This is a genomic window from Thalassospira sp. A3_1 (genome assembly GCF_017744215.1).
Lineage (GTDB): Bacteria > Pseudomonadota > Alphaproteobacteria > Rhodospirillales > Thalassospiraceae > Thalassospira > Thalassospira lucentensis_A.
In genome coordinates this window covers 198,578-214,657 of the sequence record NZ_JAGHQQ010000004.1, presented here as the reverse complement: position 1 = coordinate 214,657, position 16,080 = coordinate 198,578, and the positions used below count along the sequence as shown (strand labels likewise).

Here is a 16,080-nt window from a genome sequence, read left to right as displayed (position 1 = left end):
CCCGGTTTAGATGACGCCTGCTTCGGATTTGAGCTTTTCGATCAGATCGGTCACGCCCGCGACCTTGATGCCGGCCTTGCGACCAGCGGGTTCTTCGACCTTGATCAGGCGCAGACGCGGGGAAACGGTAACGCCGAAATCATCGGGCGTTTTTGTTTCCAGCGGCTTTTTCTTGGCCTTCATGATGTTGGGAAGCGACGCATAGCGCGGTTCGTTCAGGCGAAGATCGGCAGTCACAATGGCGGGCAGGGTGACTTCGATGGCCTGAAGACCACCATCGACTTCGCGGGTGACTTTGGCGGTGGCATCACCAAGGTCAAGTTCAGAGGCAAAGGTTGCCTGCGACCAGCCGAGCAGGGCGGAAAGCATCTGACCGGTCTGATTGGCGTCATCGTCAATCGCCTGTTTGCCAAGGATGACGAGGTCTGGATTTTCGGCCGCGACAACGCCTTTGAGCAGTTTTGCGACAGATAGCGGTTCAACCGGTCCATCGACCGTGATCAGGATGGCGCGATCCGCCCCCATGGCCAATGCCGTGCGCAGGGTTTCCTGTGCCTGTGCCGGGCCGATGGAAACGGCGACGACTTCGTCGGCCTTGCCGGATTCCTTGAGGCGCACGGCTTCCTCGACGGCAATTTCGTCGAACGGGTTCATCGACATTTTGACATTGGCAAGATCAACGCCAGTGCCGTCTGCCTTGACGCGGATTTTGACGTTGTAATCGACAACCCGCTTTACAGGTACGAGAACCTTCATCTTCGTCCTTCCTGATAAAATCACGGTTTGGGGATTTCATCCTTTCGCCGCAAAAACGCATTATTGGTATTGTTAAAAAATAGCTTGGTGAATTTTTGCGCCGGAAAATAGAATGTTTGCGTCAAAGCGGGATTATCGCTACGACAAAGACAGCAACCTTGTCTGCATCGGAGGGTCTAGGGCCATGTATTCCGGATCTCAGAACGCTAAAGCGGGGCGTCTTGCGAACGTCACTGGTGCGGGCAAATCGGGCCACGAAAAGCCGCGTCTTTCGGTCGGGTTCATTCTGGCGAAGCGGTTTACGCTGTGTGCCTTTGCCAATTTTGTCGATGTGCTGCGACTGGCAGCGGATGAAGGGGATCGCAGCCGACCGATCCTGTGCAACTGGACGGTTGTTTCCGACACCATGGACCCGGTGCCATCAAGCAGCGGCATTATCGTTCAGCCCAAGGAACGGCTGGGCGACCCAAGGCGGTTCAATTATATCGTCGTGGTCGGCGGGCTTATGGAAGAAACCCCCAATCTTGGTTCGGCCTATCACAAGTTTTTGCACGAGGCGGCGGAGGCCGGTATTCCGCTTGTCGGGATATGCACGGGCGCGTTCCTGTTGCACCGGGCCGGGTTGCTTGACGGGTATCGCTGTTGCGTTAGCTGGTTCCATCATTCCGATTTCATCGAACAGTTCGAAGGGCTTGATCCGGTTGCCGATCAGATTTTTGTCGTCGACCGGGATCGGCTGACCTGTTCGGGCGGGGTCAGTTCGGCGCATCTGGCGGCCTATCTGGTGGACAAGCATGTCGGGCGCGCACAGGCCAGCAAAAGCCTGCATATCATGATCATTGATGATGCATTGCAGGCGGAAAAACCACAGCCGGGTATTCCGCTTGACCTCAAGACGCAGGACCCGATCGTGCAGCGGGCTTTGCTGATCATGCAGCAGAATATCGATACACCGATTTCGGTGCAGGAAATCGCGCGCCGGATGGGCAACAGCAAGCGCCAGATTGAACGCCATTTCAGGCTTTCGCTTGATACATCGCCGCAGGTGGCGTTCCTGAATATCCGGCTTGATATGGCCCATCACCTGATGGAGAAAAGCCAGAAGTCGGTGGCACAGGTGGCGGTGGATTGCGGATTTTGTGATTCTTCGCATTTAAGCCGGATGTTCCGGCGCCGCTATGGCTGCACGCCACAGGAATTGCGCCGCCCGGTATCCGATCAAGTATCTGAAGCGGTGCCTGTTCTGGAAGAGGTGTAACTTTCGCCTGCATATCGAAGTTAACATGAAAACGCCGCCCGGAAGATGATCCCTCCGGGCGGCGTTTTTCAGTGATCAAAGACCGTGATCAGCGCGGTTCGCTGGCAAGTCCGCGCCAGATGGCAACGCACATCACAAGCAGAACAATCGTAAACGGCAATCCTGTTGAAATCACCATCGATTGCAGTGATTTCAGACCGCCCGCCGAAAGCAGCAGGACGATTGCGACCAGACCTTCGAACACGCACCAGAAGACGCGCTGCGGCATCGGGGCATCGACCTTGCCACCGGCTGCAATCGTATCAATGACCAGCGACCCGGAATCCGAGGACGTGACAAAGAAAACAATCACAAGCACGATCCCGATGAAGGACGTGATCGATGCCAGCGGCAGTGCATCAAGCATGGTGAAGAGCTGCACCGGAAGGTCGGCTTCCTGAACGGCGGTATAGCCGTCACGAACGACCTGGCTGATGGCGGAGCCGCCAAAGATCGACATCCACAGAACGCAGACCAGTGACGGGATCAGCAGAACACTGATGATGAATTCACGCACGGTACGGCCACGGCTGACACGGGCGATGAACATGCCGACAAACGGTGACCAGGAAATCCACCATGCCCAGTAGAACGAGGTCCAGCCCTGCATGAAGTTGACATCGTCACGACCGACCGGGCTTGAAAGAGCCGGAAGGTATTGAAGATATGCCCCAAGGAAGTCAAAGACATCGGTCACCAGAAGCAGGGTCGGCCCCGCGACAAGCACGAACAGGAACAGCAGGAAGGCGATCCCCATATTAATTTCGGATAACAGCTTCACCCCGGCTTCCAGACCGCGAACGACCGAGAACAGGGCGATGGAGGTGATGCCGACAATCAGGATCACCTGCCAGGTGGTGTCGATGGGCATTCCGAACAGCTTGTTAAAGCCGGAATTTGCCTGAACCGCACCAAGACCAAGCGAAGTAGCAAGACCGAAAAGGGTCGCAAAAACAGCAAGAATATCAATGATATGCCCCGGCCATCCCCAGACGCGTTCACCGAAGATCGGATAGAAGGCGGAACGGATGGTCAGCGGCAGACCCTTGTTATAGCTAAACAGGGCAAGGCTAAGGGCCACGATGGCATAAATCGCCCAAGGGTGAAGGGCCCAGTGGAAGATCGAGGCGGCCATGCCAAGGCGAATGGCTTCTTCCTGCGTGGCCGCCGCACCCAGCGGAGCCCAGTCGGTCCGAATGCCATCGGCCCCCACGGCAGTCCCGCCCAGAGAAGACGAGAAATGGCTTAGCGGTTCCGAGACACCATAGAACATAAGCCCGATACCCATGCCCGCAGCAAACAGCATGGAGAACCAGCTTACATAGCTGAAATCAGGTGTTGCGTCCCGTCCGCCAAGCCGGACCTTGCCATAGGGGCTGACGACGACGACGAGGCAGAGGATTACGAAAATATCGGCCGCACCGATGAAGAACCAGTCGAAGCCCTGTGTGACTTCGGAGAATAACAGGCTGAAAACAGAGTTCGCCTGATCTGGCATCAGCAGTGTGTAGGCAACGAACGCGATAACGGTCAGGGCGGAGACGGCAAAGACGGGGTTATGGATATCGAACCCGATGGGGCCCAGTTTGCCTTCGATATTGTCCTGACCAATATTGTAGTCTGTATCGATTTGGCCTTCTGGCGGCGTTTCTTCCGCCGCTGTTTTTACGTCACTCATGAAGCATTCTCCTGTTATGAACCTGCGAAAAAATTCCGTCAGGAGAGATCCTTTTGCTGGACCCTTCTTGTGATTTTGAATCAAAGGTGCCACGCACGCCAAAAGGCGAGCTCGTTCAGAACTGTCTTAACGTGCGGGGCGTAAGGCAGAGGTCTTAGAGTTCGACCTCGATGTCCGACAAAGGTGTCGAACAACAAATCAGGACTTTTCCCTGATCTATTTCGCGCTGGCGGATGCCGCCACCGTGTTGCATATCGACTTCACCGGAAATCAGTTTTGACTTGCAGGTGCCACAGATGCCGCGCTGGCAGGAGGACATTGGCAATATCCCCGCCTCGCGGGCTGCTGACAGCACCGTCATGCCCGGACCACATTCGACAACATGGCCGGTTTTGGTGAAGCTCACCCGGAAAGTCTGGCCGCTTATTTCCGGGGCCGCGACAGGCTCTTCAAAGGTTCCGGCGGTTTCCGCGCCGAAGTCGAAGCTTTCCTCGTAATATTTCTCCATGTCGAAACCGGTATCGCGCAGCATGTTGCGGACACCTTCCATGAAGGGGGCAGGACCGCAGCAGAACACCTTGCGGTCCTTGAAATCGGGCAGCATGAGCGACAGCATCTGAATGTTGAAGCGGCCGGTATAGCCGCTCCAGCTATGATGGGCGGCGGCCGTACTGCAGGTGAAGGCAAGTTTCAGGCCCGGGTTCTGGGCCGCGAGAAGCGATAGTTCATCGCGGAAAATGATGTCGGCCGGGGTGCGTGCGGCGTGGATGAAACACAGATCCGACGGTTCGGACAGATCGCAGGCGGTGCGGGTCATCGACATCATCGGGGTGATGCCGCTGCCAGCGGAAATGAACAGAAGCTTTTCCTCGCCGGTGGCGTCGGTGGTGAATTCACCGAACGGGCCGGAAACATTCACCTCCTTGCCCGGCAGCATGTAATCATGCAGCCAGTTCGAACCGGGGCCGCCCGGTACGCGTTTGACCGTGATTTCGATCCGGTAGGGGCGGGCGGCCGATCCCGAAATCGTGTAACTGCGCGTGACCATGCCTTCGACGGGCAGTTCAAACGTCATGTACTGGCCCGGATAGAAGCGAAACGCGCGCGGTTCGCGGGCCGAAAAGACGAATGTCTTTACGTCATGGGTTTCCTGCCGCACCTGCCGACAGACCAGAACGTCATCCTGTTCCGGGTCCCAAAGCGGGATGCGGGTGGCCTCGGTAAAGTTTTCATCGTCGCCGGACGGGGCGGCTTGGCCGGTGGCCGGTGGATTGGTCTGCGTCATCATTTGGTGGCCGCCCCGGATTTGTCTTTGGCCAGATGCTGTTTCATCCGTGCGATATACCAGTCACAGAAGGCTTCGACATGCGGTTCGGTAAAGCTTGAATAGGGGCCGGGTTCGTAGGATGGCTGTTCACTGCCAAGCTGGGCAAGACGGACCAGATCGGCGTCCTGCTGGTTGGTCATTTTCCAGACCTGGGTCAGGTTATCGAGATTGTAATCTTCGCCTTCGATGGCATCCTTGTGGACCAGCCACGTGGTGCGCACTAGCGTGCGGTCGGCTGACAGCGGCAGGACCGAGAAGGTGACGATATGGTCACTCATGAAATGGTGCCATGAATTCGGATGGGTCCAGAAGCTGAGCCCGCCAAGCTTCGGATCGGTGAATTTGCCAAGCAGCTTTTTGGAGGCGACCTTGGTATCGAGCGTCTGGGATTCTCCTTCCCACATCAGGGGCAGGCGCATGGTGCGGAAGCCGGTGACATCGGAAAGGTGATCTTCTTCTGCGGATGGCAGGCCACAGGATTCCCAGCGTTTATGGTCGTTTTCAACCGCTTTGGTATATTTTTTGACGTCTTCGGACCGGCGTTCGTCCATTTCATCAGGGGAGAAGCCAAAACCGAATTCGGAAAGCGGCACTGTCAATTGCGGATGGTTGGCTTCGCAGTGATAGCATTCGCGGTTGTTTTCCATCGTCAGCTTCCAGTTGCCTTCCTCGATCAGGTCGGAGGTGAAGGCAACCTTGCAATTGGCGATGTCGTGCGGCGCGATATAGGGCGTCATCACGCGGGCCATTTCATCGATATCTTTGGGCGCTTCGTCGGCAAGGCAGATGAAAATCAGCCCGGCGATGGAACGGATATGGACAGCCTTTAGCCCGTGGCAGCTTTTATCGAAGCCAGCGCCCATATGTTCGGCCAGAATCAGGTCGCCGTCTTCGTTATAGGTCCAGCCGTGATAGCGACAGACGATATTGCCGATGGTGGTGGCGCGTTCGTCGATCAGCTTTGCCCCGCGGTGGCGGCACACATTGTGAAAGGCGCGGATTTCCATATCGTCGCCGCGCAGAAGCAGGATGGAGGCGCGGCCAACCTCGACCGTGATGCAATCACCGGGTTCAGGCAGTTCCGGCTCGACCGCAACGAAAATCCAGTGCTGATTGAAGATCGCCTCGACATCAAGCTTGAGGATTTCCGGGGCGTTATAAAATGGCGCTTCGAGGCTTTTGCCTTTTTCGCGGCGCGACACGAGATCTTGTATGTCAGAAGAAAAGCGCATGATCAGATACCTCGGCGTCTAAGCGGTACCACGAAGAGAGGACTTTGTCGGTCCTTGCGGAATTATAGGATGATGGACCTCTGTCGGGTGCAAGGAAACAAGATGCTGCGACTTTCATCGGGCTTCTTGCGCGATTGCCAGCCGGTTTCGGGCTTTGGTCACGGAAGCAGCCGGAGGAAAGAAAATCGCACGGCATTCGGTCCCGTCGGCACATCCCGGCATAACCCGCACTGTCCATTACAGGGGGGGTGATACGGGCAAGACAGGTCCCTGTATGAGGGTTGCCAGTCTCGTGCATGGCACGGGCTATCAATTGCACCCAAAGTCTCCCTCTTTTCATGCGGCAGGTAACCTGCTCTTCATTCGCCCTTGATCGACAACGAGCGATTAAAAAGATTTCAAAATCTATTGCGAATTGGAAGGCAGTTGGCAGGAACCTTGAGGCAATCACACAGTAAAATTGCGACGCAGGACTGTAACATCGGGATTCCGGTCGGGAAGTCGTTCCAAACTTGCTTCGTGGATATTTGATCATACCAGAGGATGAAAGACGGAGTTGGCTTCACATCCATGCAGCCAAAATCAGAAAACCCTGCCTTTGTGGCGGCGATTTTATCGTATTTCGGAACTTCCCGCCCATTCTGGTGTTTGGCAAGTAGGGCAAACATCCAAAACAGGGACGAGACAATGCCTGCGAAATCCAAAGCACAGCAGATGGCGGCCGGTTTGGCGCTTTCGGTCAAACGGGGCGAGAAGAAGAAAAGCGAGCTTAAAGGTGCTGCGAAAGAGATGGAAGAAACCATGTCCGAAGCGGAGCTTGAAGAGCTGGCATCGGGCAAGCGGAAGGGCAAGCCCGAACATAAGTCGGACGCTTGAGCCCTTCCGATAATGCCATGCGTTAAAGGTCGTCGATTTTTACACGCCGTTCTTCGCGGGCCGACAGGGCAACCGCGTGGATGACCTTTTCGAATTCAAAGGCATCGCCGAAGCTTGGATAGGCGGCATGATTGTCGCGGATGGCGCGCAGAAGGGTCGCGGCTTCGATCACCTTGAGGTCGTTAAAGCCGAGCTGATGACCCGGTGCGGGGCAGAAATTGCCATAAGGCGGATGTTCCGGGCCGGTCAGGATGGTGGTGAAGCCCTGTTTTGCTGCCGGGCCTTCGTTGCGGTAAAGCTGCAATTCGTTCATGCGTTCCTGATCAAAGCACAGCATGCCCTTGGTGCCGTGGACTTCCCACGCCAGCCGACTTTTGCGGCCCCATGCCGAACGCGATGTTGAAATGCTGCCCTGAACACCGCTGGCAAAGCGGACAAGGGCGGTTGCCGTGTCCTCGTTTTCGACCTTTGCCCGGCCTGATCCATCGGCCAGCGGGCGTGTATCGTGAACGGTCTGCATGTCGGCAATCAGGCTGTCGATCGGGCCGACAAGACCATAGGTCATTGACACCAGATGGCATCCCATATCCCCCAACGCCCCCAATCCGGCATCGGCAATCGTGCTGCGCCAGGTCCATGGCAGTTCGGGATTGGCCTGATAATCCTCGTCGACCCAGCCGCGGAAATGCACGATGTCACCAATCGCACCCTCGCGGAGCAATTTACAGGCATGGGTGAAGGCGGGGTTTTTGATGTAATTATAGCCGACCATGGTTTTGACCCCGGCCTTGCGCGCCGCATCGCGCATCGCGCGTGCCTGATCAAGTGTCAGGGCTAGCGGCTTTTCGCAATAGACATGCTTGCCCGCGGCAATTGCCGCCAATGCCATGTCAAAATGCAGCATATTGGGCGTCGTGATCGATACGATATCGACCGCCGGATCGGCAATCAGGGCCTTCCAGTCGTCAGTCGCACGGGCAAAGCCGAACTGATCGGCCATGGTTTGGGCCTTATCCGCCGGGGTGTCGCACAGCAATTCAAGCCGGACATCGGGGACATCGCCCATCACAGCGCGCACCGCGCCAAATGCAAGCGCATGCGCTTTGCCCATGAAACCGGTGCCGATCAGGCCAATTCCGATTGATGCCATTTCGCTGGACTCCCTGCCGATATCAAAATAGAATTTTTATTCTATAAAATGGATGATCATGGAATACATCCAGCGTCAAGCAAAAACAAAAACAGGAAACCCGTACGCCATGACGGACCAAACCGCACCGGTCTCGCTTGAGGAATTCAATCATCGTCTTGCTGAAATATCGGAGGCAATGCCCAAAAGATTGAGGCAATGCGCCGAATTCGTTGCCCAGAATACCGACCGTATTGCGGTTTCAACCGTGGCGGAACTATCCGCCGGGGCAGGGGTACAGCCATCTGCCTTCATGCGGTTTTGTCAGTTGCTGGGCTTTTCGGGTTTTTCCGAAATGCAGAAGATGTTTCGCGAAACATATGCCCAGAAATGGCCCGATTACGCGACGCGATTGGAAAATCTGCGGGCAAGCGGGGCCGATAGCCCAAGCGCGCTTTTGGCCGAGTTTGTCGAGGCCGGGCGGCTGTCACTGGAAAATCTGGCATCGTCGATTGATGCAGGGTCGCTTGAAGAGGCGGTTGATGTGCTGGCCGCAGCCCCGATGATCCATATTGTCGGATTCAGGCGGGCATTCCCGGTCGCGAGTTATTTATCCTATGCGTTTGAAAAAATGGACATCCCGGCAGTGCTGCATGACGGGGTGGGGAAGCTTAACCCGCGCCACGCCATCCGCAAGGGCGATGTCATGATTGCCATTACCTTTGCCCCCTATTCGCAGGAAACCATCGATCTGGCGGCCTATGCACGGGGACTCGGCAACCCGGTGGTGGCGATTACCGATACCATGACCAGCCCGCTTCGGCGGATTGATGCCCTGACACTTGCGGTGTCCGAAGTCGATGTGGGTGCGTTCAGGGCGCTGTCGGCCACGCTTTCTCTGGCAATTTCGCTGGCGGTTGCGATCGGGGCGAAGCGCGATCAGGCTGCGCAATAGAAAAAATTTGTTGCATCAAAATAAAAATGGAATAAAAATTCCATTCATCGCATTTGGGGTTCCTAACGCCCGCAAGCGAGGCCCGGTAAAAAGTGACGCCTTAAGAAATCACAGGCCGGACCGCTCACTGAACATTCAGTCGACGCATCGGGGCGCAACATGCGGCCCCGTTTCAAAGCCACTAGGGAGGCTAACGATGAAGAAGACTTTGACCGCAATTGCGGCCGCTGCCATTGCCTTTACCGGATTGACCGGGACTGCTTCGGCAGAAGACGAGAAATTCGTTCTGATCAGCCATGCGCCGGACTCGGACAGCTGGTGGAACACCATCAAGAATGCCATCAAGGTCGCAGGCGACCAGATGGAAGTCACGGTTGATTACCGTAACCCGCCGACCGGCGATCTGGCCGATATGGCCCGTATCGTTGAACAGGCGGCTGCCACCAACCCGGACGGCATCATTGTCACCATCGCCGATTTCAACGTGCTTAAAGGCCCGATCATGGATGCGGTTGATCGCGGTATTCCGGTGATCACCATCAATTCCGGCACAGTTGAACAGTCCGCCGAGCTTGGCGCGCTGATGCATGTTGGCCAGCCGGAATATGATGCCGGTTTTGGGGCGGGCAAACGCGCCGCGGCCGCCGGTGCGAAATCATTTGTCTGTGTGAACCATTACATTACCAACCCGGCATCGGTTGAACGTTGCCGTGGCTTTGCCGATGCGCTGGGTGTCGAACTTGGCAGCCAGATGATTGATAGCGGCATGGACCCGTCGGAAGTAAAGAACAAGGTTGCCGCGTATCTTAATTCCAACCCGGATGTGGATGCGATCCTGACCCTTGGTCCGAATTCGGCCCACCCGACCCTGGCTGCCGTTCGTGATGCCGGTCTTGCCGGTCAGATCATGTTTGGCACGTTCGATCTTTCAAGCGAAATTGCCGATGCGATCAAAAAGGGCGAAATCAACTTTGCCATCGATCAGCAGCCTTACCTTCAGGGCTATCTGCCGGTCGTTATCCTGACCAACTATGCACGATATGGTGTTCTGCCGTCTGGCAACATCAATTCCGGTCCCGGTTTCATCACCAAGGACAATATCGCGCTTGTTGAAAAATACGCTGGCGAATTCCGTTAAGTGTTACCTCCCGTCAGGGGGCTGGCATCTGGCCGCCCCCTGGCAAAACTCACCTGCCATTAAAAGAGTGATGTCATGACGGACGAGCGGCTCAAGCAAGTCTCAACCCTTCGACGTGCCATGATCCGGCCGGAACTGGGCGCTATTTGCGGCACGATCCTGGTCTTTGTTTTCTTCTTCATGATCGCGGGCGATAGCGGCATGTTCTCGCCCGAAGGGGTCCAGAACTGGGGCGTGGTTTCTGCGCAGTTTGCCATTATCGCCGTTGGCGCCTGTCTTTTGATGATTGCCGGCGAATTTGATCTGTCGGTCGGATCGATGATCGGTTTTGCCGGGGTGGTGATTGCCATTCTGTCGGTGCATATGGGATGGCCGGTGTGGCTGTCGATCATTGCGGCCTTCGTCGTTTGCGTCGCCCTTGGTGCGCTAAACGGGTTCCTTGTGATCAAGACCGGGTTGCCGAGCTTTATCGTCACGCTGGCGTTTCTTTATATCCTGCGCGGTCTGACCATCTGGTTATCCATCCTGACCACGCGCCAGACGATTATTGGCGGTGTCAAGGAAGCCGCAGAGGGTGATCCGCTGGCCTTCCTGTTTGGCGGGGTCATCTTCAAGGACCTGTTCCAGTGGTTTGCCGATCTTGGCTTGCTTGATACCTTTACGCGCGGTTCGCGTGCCGGTCAGCCGGTTGTTGAAGGCCTGCCGATGCTGGTGGTCTGGGCGCTGGCCCTGGTGATTTTCGGGCACTGGCTTTTGACCAAAACCCGTTTCGGGAACTGGATTTTCGCATCCGGTGGGGATGCACAGGCAGCACGCTATGTTGGCGTGCCGGTCAATCGGGTCAAAATCCTGATGTTCATGTTTACCGCATTCTGTGCCACGGTTTTCGCCACCTGTCAGGTGATGGAATTCGGTTCGGCCGCAGCCGACCGCGGACTTTTGAAAGAGTTTGAAGCGATCATCTGTGTGGTGATCGGTGGCGCGCTTTTGACCGGGGGATATGGTTCGGTCATCGGGGCGGCACTTGGTGCGCTGATTTTCGGTGTGGTTCAGCAGGGGCTGTTTTTTGCCGGGGCTGAAAGTTCGCTGTTCCGTGTGTTCCTGGGCGGTATCCTGATCCTTGCCGTCATCATGAACACCTATATCCGCCGCATGATCACGGGAGAACGGTGATGAGCACGCCATTGATTGAAATGAACAATATCGAAAAGCATTTTGGTCCGGTGATCGCGCTGGGCGGGGTGTCGTTCGATGTGATGGAAGGCGAATGCCATTGTCTTCTGGGCGATAATGGTGCGGGTAAATCGACCTTTATCAAAACCATGTCGGGTGTGCATAAACCGACCAAGGGGACGATGAAGGTCAGCGGCAAGGAAATCACATTTGATAGCCCACGCGATGCCATGGAAAACGGCATTGCCACGGTTTATCAGGATTTGGCGATGATCCCGTTGATGTCGGTGACGCGCAATTTCTGGATGGGGCGTGAACCGCGCAAAAGTTTCGGCCCGTTCAAATGGATCGATTTCGATCATGCCAATTCGGTGACATTAAACGAAATGGCGCGCATGGGGATTAACCTGCGCGAGCCGGAACAGGCGGTCGGCACCCTTTCGGGGGGCGAGCGGCAGACGGTCGCGATTGCGCGTGCGGTCTATTTCGGGGCCAAGGTCCTTATTCTGGATGAACCGACATCGGCCCTTGGCGTGCGGCAGACGTCCAATGTCCTTGCGACCATCGACCGTGTGCGCAAATCGGGCATCGGGGTGATTTTCATTACCCATAACGTGCGCCATGCGATGGCGGTGGGCGACCGTTTCACGGTTTTGAACCGCGGGCAGACCCATGGCACGGCAAAGCGGGGCGAAATCAAACCCGAAGAATTGCAGGATCTGATGGCGGGCGGTCAGGAACTGGCCGAGCTTGAAGGATCGCTTGGGGGGACGATCTGATGAAAAAGCTTGATGTCATTACCATCGGAAGATCATCGGTCGATCTTTATGGCGCGCAGATCGGCGGCCGACTTGAGGATATGGCATCCTTTAGCAAATATATCGGCGGATCGCCCACCAATATGGCGTGCGGAACCGCGCGGCTTGGCCTGAAATCAGCCCTGATCACGCGGGTCGGGGACGAGCATATGGGCCGTTTCATCCGTGAACAGCTTGTGGCCGAAGGGGTTGATGTGCGCGGGGTGATTACCGACCCCGAACGCCTGACGGCCCTTGTCCTTTTGGGCGTGCGCGATCAGGAACAGTTTCCGTTGATTTTCTATCGCGAAAACTGTGCCGATATGGCGCTGTGCGAGGATGACATTGATCCCGAATTCATCGCCGATGCGCGGTGCGTTACGGTGACAGGGACGCATTTATCGCATCCGCGCACGCGGGCCGCGGTTTTGAAGGCGTTGAAACTGGCGCGGGAAAATGGGGCCAAAACCGCACTTGATATCGATTACCGGCCCAATCTTTGGGGATTGTCGGGGCATGGGGATGGTGAAAACCGGTTCATTGCATCGGACAAGGTGACCAAGGAACTGCAATCAACCCTGCATCTGTTTGATCTGATTGTCGGAACCGAGGAAGAATTTCACATTGCCGGAGGCACGACCGATACGCTTGAGGCGCTTGAAAATGTACGGGTTACATCGCATGCGACGCTGGTGTGCAAACGCGGGCCAATGGGGGCAGTTGCCTTTACCGGCAAGATTGGTGCGAAGCTTGATGACGGTATTTCCGGCCCGGGTTTCCCGGTTGAGGTGTTTAACGTTCTGGGCGCGGGTGACGGGTTTATGTCCGGCCTGCTCAAGGGCTGGCTGACGGATCAGGATTGGGAAACGTCGCTTAAATATGCCAATGCGTGCGGGGCGTTTGCGGTGTCGCGACATGGCTGCACGCCGGCCTATCCAAGCTGGGAAGAATTGCAGTTCTTTTTCAAGCGGGGGATCAAGAACCCGTCGCTGCGTCATGATGCGGAGCTTGAGCAGATCCATTGGTCGACGAACCGGATTGGTGACTGGCCGGAAATGCGGGTTTTTGCATTTGATCACCGGATGCAGCTTGAAGACCTGGCCGATGAGGTTGGCGTTTCGCGCGACCGGATCGGGCCGTTCAAGGAGCTTTGCCTGCGTTCGGTGCGCGATGTGGCGGGCGATAAATCGGGTTATGGCATCCTGTGCGAACCGCGTCTTGGCCGTGATGCGCTTTATGCCGCAGCTGGTACCGGGCTTTGGATCGGGCGGCCGGTCGAATTGCCGGGATCGCGTCCGTTACGGTTGGAAATCGGTCCTGATATTGGCAGCAAGCTTGCGGAATGGCCGGTCGAGCATGTGGTGAAGGTGCTGTGTTTCTATCACCCCGATGACGACGCGGCGATGAAGGCGGATCAGGAAGAAACCATCAAACGTCTGGCGGATGGGGCACGGGCCAACAGGCTTGAATTCCTGTTGGAAATCATCCCGTCCAAGGTTGCGGCGTGTGATGATCAGACGACGGCAAAAATCATCGAGCGGTTCTATGAAATCGGGGCTTATCCCGATTGGTGGAAGCTGGAACCGATGAAGTCGGACGCGGCATGGCGTCATGCCTGTGACATGATTTCACGCCATGATCCCTATTGCCGGGGCATCGTCGTTCTGGGTCTTGAAGCGCCCGAGGCCGAACTGGTGGCAAGTTTCGAAGTTGCCGCCAAGCATGACATGGTCAAGGGCTTTGCCGTCGGGCGGACGATCTTTGCCGGGGTTGCACGCGACTGGCTTGCGGGTAACATTGACGATCAAACAGCCGTTACACAGATGGCGGAAAAATATCGTGTGCTTTGCACCACATGGGATGCGGCACGCAAAAAATCGGGAGGAGCGGCATGAAAACCGTTCGATTAACCGCCGCCCAAGCGATGGTGCGGTATCTGAGCAAACAGCAGAACGAAGACGGTGTTGCGTTTTTCGGCGGATGCTGGGCGATTTTCGGTCATGGTAATGTCGCCGGGATCGGCGAGGCATTGCAAGGCATCGGGGATGATTTCCCGACCTGGCGCGGCCATAACGAGCAGGGCATGGCCCATGCCGCCATTGCATACGCCAAGGCATCGAACCGCAAGCGTGCCATGACGGTCACGACATCGATCGGGCCGGGTGCGACCAATATGGTCACGGCCGCCGCATTGGCGCATGTCAACCGTCTGCCGGTTCTGTTTGTGCCCGGTGATGTGTTTGCCAATCGCGCACCTGATCCGGTGTTGCAGCAGGTCGAGGATTTCGGCGATGGCACGATTTCGGTCAATGACTGTTTCAAGCCGGTCAGCCGTTATTTTGACCGCATCATGCGCGCCGAGCAGCTTTTGACCGCCCTGCCACGCGCCATGGCGACCCTGACCGATCCGGCCGATTGCGGCCCGGTGACATTGGCATTCTGTCAGGATGTGCAGGCAGAGGCATTTGACTGGCCCGAAAGTTTCTTTGACACCAAAATCTGGAAAACCCAGCGCCCGCGCGCCGATCTGGATCAGCTTGACGCAGCGGTTGCCGCAATCAAGGCGGCCAAACAGCCGATGATCATCGCAGGCGGCGGGGTGCATTATGCCGGGGCGTGTGGTGCCTTGGCCGAGTTCGCCCATCGTCACAATATCCCGGTCGGGGAAACGCAGGCGGGTAAATCATCCATGCCGTGGGATGATGAGCTTAACCTTGGTTCCATTGGCGTCACGGGGGCGAGCAGTGCCAACGCGATTGCGGAAAAATCCGACCTGATCATTGCCATCGGCACACGGTTGCAGGATTTCACCACCGGAAGCTGGGCCCTTTTCAAGCACCCGGACCGGCGCATCCTGTCGATCAATGTCGCGTCCTATGACGCGGCCAAACATAATGCGATTGCGGTGACGGGGGATGCCAAAATCACCCTTGCCGAAATTGGCAACATGCTGGGCGATTACCGGGCGCCGGCGATTGACGCCGCGCTTAAATCCGATTGGATTGCGGCGGTGGACAAGGTGACGGCAATGCCGACGGGCAATGCCCTTCCGACCGATGCGCAGGTGATTGGTGCGGTTCAGCGCAGTGTTGATGACGATGCGATTGTCGTCTGTGCGGCGGGTGGTCTGCCCGGCGAGTTGCACAAGCTTTGGAAGGCGGCAAAACCCAACGGTTATCACGTTGAATACGGCTTTTCCTGCATGGGATATGAAATTGCCGGTGGGCTTGGTGTCAAGATGGCACAGCCGGACCGCGAGGTCGTCGTGATGGTCGGTGACGGGTCATACATGATGATGAATTCCGAACTGGCGACCAGTGTGATGCTGGGCCACAAGATCATCACCGTGATCCTTGATAACCGTGGCTTTGGCTGTATCAACCGGTTGCAGATGGCAACGGGTGGGGAGAGTTTCAACAACCTTCTGGATACCGCGCGCCATGTGGTGCCGTCCGCGATTGATTTCACCGCCCATGCCGGATCGATGGGGGCGATTGCCGAAAAGGTATCGTCGATCAGCGAACTGGAAGCGGCGATGGAACGTGCCCGCAAGGCCGACCGTTCCTATGCCATTGTCATTGATACCGATCCCCTGCCAAGCACCGATGCCGGTGGCCATTGGTGGGATGTTGCCGTGCCGGAAGTTTCGGTGCGGCCAACGGTGAATGAAGCACGAAAAAATTACGAAGCTGCGCTTAAACAACAGCGCCCCGGAGATTGAG

13 protein-coding genes are annotated in these 16,080 nt (G+C 56.5%); 8 read left to right on the top strand and 5 right to left on the bottom strand.

What is annotated here, in order from left to right:
* Window positions 1-6: 6 nt before the first annotated feature.
* Complete coding sequence (locus J7395_RS17650) at window positions 7-756, bottom strand: electron transfer flavoprotein subunit beta/FixA family protein (RefSeq protein ID WP_209222805.1); 750 nt, start codon at window positions 754-756, stop codon at window positions 7-9.
* A 184-nt stretch (window positions 757-940) separates the two neighbouring features.
* Between J7395_RS17650 and J7395_RS17645 the strand changes: the two genes are divergently transcribed.
* The gene (locus tag J7395_RS17645) at window positions 941-2,014 is read left to right on the top strand and encodes a GlxA family transcriptional regulator (RefSeq protein ID WP_209222804.1); all 1,074 of its coding nucleotides are present in this window, start codon (window positions 941-943) and stop codon (window positions 2,012-2,014) included.
* A gap of 88 nt (window positions 2,015-2,102) precedes the next feature.
* Here J7395_RS17645 and J7395_RS17640 read toward each other — a convergent pair whose 3' ends face one another.
* The 3 genes from J7395_RS17640 to J7395_RS17630 form a co-directional block, all read right to left on the bottom strand.
* Window positions 2,103-3,731, bottom strand: coding sequence for a BCCT family transporter (locus tag J7395_RS17640; protein WP_209222802.1), 1,629 nt, complete (start codon window positions 3,729-3,731; stop codon window positions 2,103-2,105).
* A gap of 154 nt (window positions 3,732-3,885) precedes the next feature.
* Complete coding sequence (locus J7395_RS17635) at window positions 3,886-5,019, bottom strand: hybrid-cluster NAD(P)-dependent oxidoreductase (RefSeq protein ID WP_181850037.1); 1,134 nt, start codon at window positions 5,017-5,019, stop codon at window positions 3,886-3,888.
* Window positions 5,016-6,290 (bottom strand): aromatic ring-hydroxylating dioxygenase subunit alpha, encoded by a 1,275-nt coding sequence (locus J7395_RS17630; RefSeq protein WP_209222800.1) that lies wholly within the window; start codon window positions 6,288-6,290, stop codon window positions 5,016-5,018. The genes J7395_RS17635 and J7395_RS17630 overlap by 4 nt, the downstream gene beginning before the upstream one ends.
* A 687-nt stretch (window positions 6,291-6,977) precedes the next feature.
* Between J7395_RS17630 and J7395_RS17625 the strand changes: the two genes are divergently transcribed.
* On the top strand, window positions 6,978-7,166 hold the full coding sequence (locus J7395_RS17625) for a DUF3008 family protein (RefSeq protein WP_209222798.1): 189 nt from the start codon (window positions 6,978-6,980) through the stop codon (window positions 7,164-7,166).
* A 22-nt stretch (window positions 7,167-7,188) separates the two neighbouring features.
* On the opposite strand, the gene J7395_RS17620 is transcribed toward J7395_RS17625, so the two are convergent.
* Window positions 7,189-8,316: a Gfo/Idh/MocA family oxidoreductase gene (locus J7395_RS17620; protein ID WP_209222796.1), complete on the bottom strand. Its 1,128-nt coding sequence runs from the start codon at window positions 8,314-8,316 to the stop codon at window positions 7,189-7,191.
* A gap of 109 nt (window positions 8,317-8,425) precedes the next feature.
* Between J7395_RS17620 and J7395_RS17615 the strand changes: the two genes are divergently transcribed.
* The 6 genes from J7395_RS17615 to iolD all read left to right on the top strand — a co-directional run bounded on the left by J7395_RS17615 (window position 8,426) and on the right by iolD (window position 16,079).
* Entirely contained in the window at window positions 8,426-9,250 is an 825-nt protein-coding gene (locus J7395_RS17615; protein ID WP_062953500.1) for a MurR/RpiR family transcriptional regulator, read from the top strand.
* 196 nt (window positions 9,251-9,446) lie between these two features.
* Window positions 9,447-10,388, top strand: a complete 942-nt coding sequence (locus J7395_RS17610) for a sugar ABC transporter substrate-binding protein (protein WP_209222794.1) — start codon at window positions 9,447-9,449, stop codon at window positions 10,386-10,388.
* 75 nt (window positions 10,389-10,463) lie between these two features.
* Window positions 10,464-11,561 (top strand): ABC transporter permease, encoded by a 1,098-nt coding sequence (locus tag J7395_RS17605; RefSeq protein ID WP_062953502.1) that lies wholly within the window; start codon window positions 10,464-10,466, stop codon window positions 11,559-11,561.
* Complete coding sequence (locus tag J7395_RS17600; RefSeq protein WP_062953503.1) at window positions 11,561-12,340, top strand: ATP-binding cassette domain-containing protein; 780 nt, start codon at window positions 11,561-11,563, stop codon at window positions 12,338-12,340. The genes J7395_RS17605 and J7395_RS17600 overlap by 1 nt, the downstream gene beginning before the upstream one ends.
* Complete coding sequence (gene iolC / locus J7395_RS17595; protein ID WP_209222792.1) at window positions 12,340-14,253, top strand: 5-dehydro-2-deoxygluconokinase; 1,914 nt, start codon at window positions 12,340-12,342, stop codon at window positions 14,251-14,253. The genes J7395_RS17600 and iolC overlap by 1 nt, the downstream gene beginning before the upstream one ends.
* Complete coding sequence (gene iolD / locus J7395_RS17590) at window positions 14,250-16,079, top strand: 3D-(3,5/4)-trihydroxycyclohexane-1,2-dione acylhydrolase (decyclizing) (protein WP_209222790.1); 1,830 nt, start codon at window positions 14,250-14,252, stop codon at window positions 16,077-16,079. Before iolC ends, iolD begins: the two co-directional genes overlap by 4 nt.
* The last annotated feature ends 1 nt before the right edge of the window (window position 16,080 follow it).

Excerpts from the sequence above, each read along its gene's own strand:
- J7395_RS17650 (WP_209222805.1), bottom strand. The coding sequence starts at position 756 with ATGAAGGTTCTCGTACCTGTAAAGCGGGTTGTCGATTACAACGTCAAA.
- J7395_RS17645 (WP_209222804.1), top strand. The coding sequence starts at position 941 with ATGTATTCCGGATCTCAGAACGCTAAAGCGGGGCGTCTTGCGAACGTC.
- J7395_RS17640 (WP_209222802.1), bottom strand. The coding sequence starts at position 3,731 with ATGAGTGACGTAAAAACAGCGGCGGAAGAAACGCCGCCAGAAGGCCAA.
- J7395_RS17635 (WP_181850037.1), bottom strand. The coding sequence starts at position 5,019 with ATGATGACGCAGACCAATCCACCGGCCACCGGCCAAGCCGCCCCGTCC.
- J7395_RS17630 (WP_209222800.1), bottom strand. The coding sequence starts at position 6,290 with ATGCGCTTTTCTTCTGACATACAAGATCTCGTGTCGCGCCGCGAAAAA.
- J7395_RS17625 (WP_209222798.1), top strand. The coding sequence starts at position 6,978 with ATGCCTGCGAAATCCAAAGCACAGCAGATGGCGGCCGGTTTGGCGCTT.
- J7395_RS17620 (WP_209222796.1), bottom strand. The coding sequence starts at position 8,316 with ATGGCATCAATCGGAATTGGCCTGATCGGCACCGGTTTCATGGGCAAA.
- J7395_RS17615 (WP_062953500.1), top strand. The coding sequence starts at position 8,426 with ATGACGGACCAAACCGCACCGGTCTCGCTTGAGGAATTCAATCATCGT.
- J7395_RS17610 (WP_209222794.1), top strand. The coding sequence starts at position 9,447 with ATGAAGAAGACTTTGACCGCAATTGCGGCCGCTGCCATTGCCTTTACC.
- J7395_RS17605 (WP_062953502.1), top strand. The coding sequence starts at position 10,464 with ATGACGGACGAGCGGCTCAAGCAAGTCTCAACCCTTCGACGTGCCATG.
- J7395_RS17600 (WP_062953503.1), top strand. The coding sequence starts at position 11,561 with ATGAGCACGCCATTGATTGAAATGAACAATATCGAAAAGCATTTTGGT.
- iolC (WP_209222792.1), top strand. The coding sequence starts at position 12,340 with ATGAAAAAGCTTGATGTCATTACCATCGGAAGATCATCGGTCGATCTT.
- iolD (WP_209222790.1), top strand. The coding sequence starts at position 14,250 with ATGAAAACCGTTCGATTAACCGCCGCCCAAGCGATGGTGCGGTATCTG.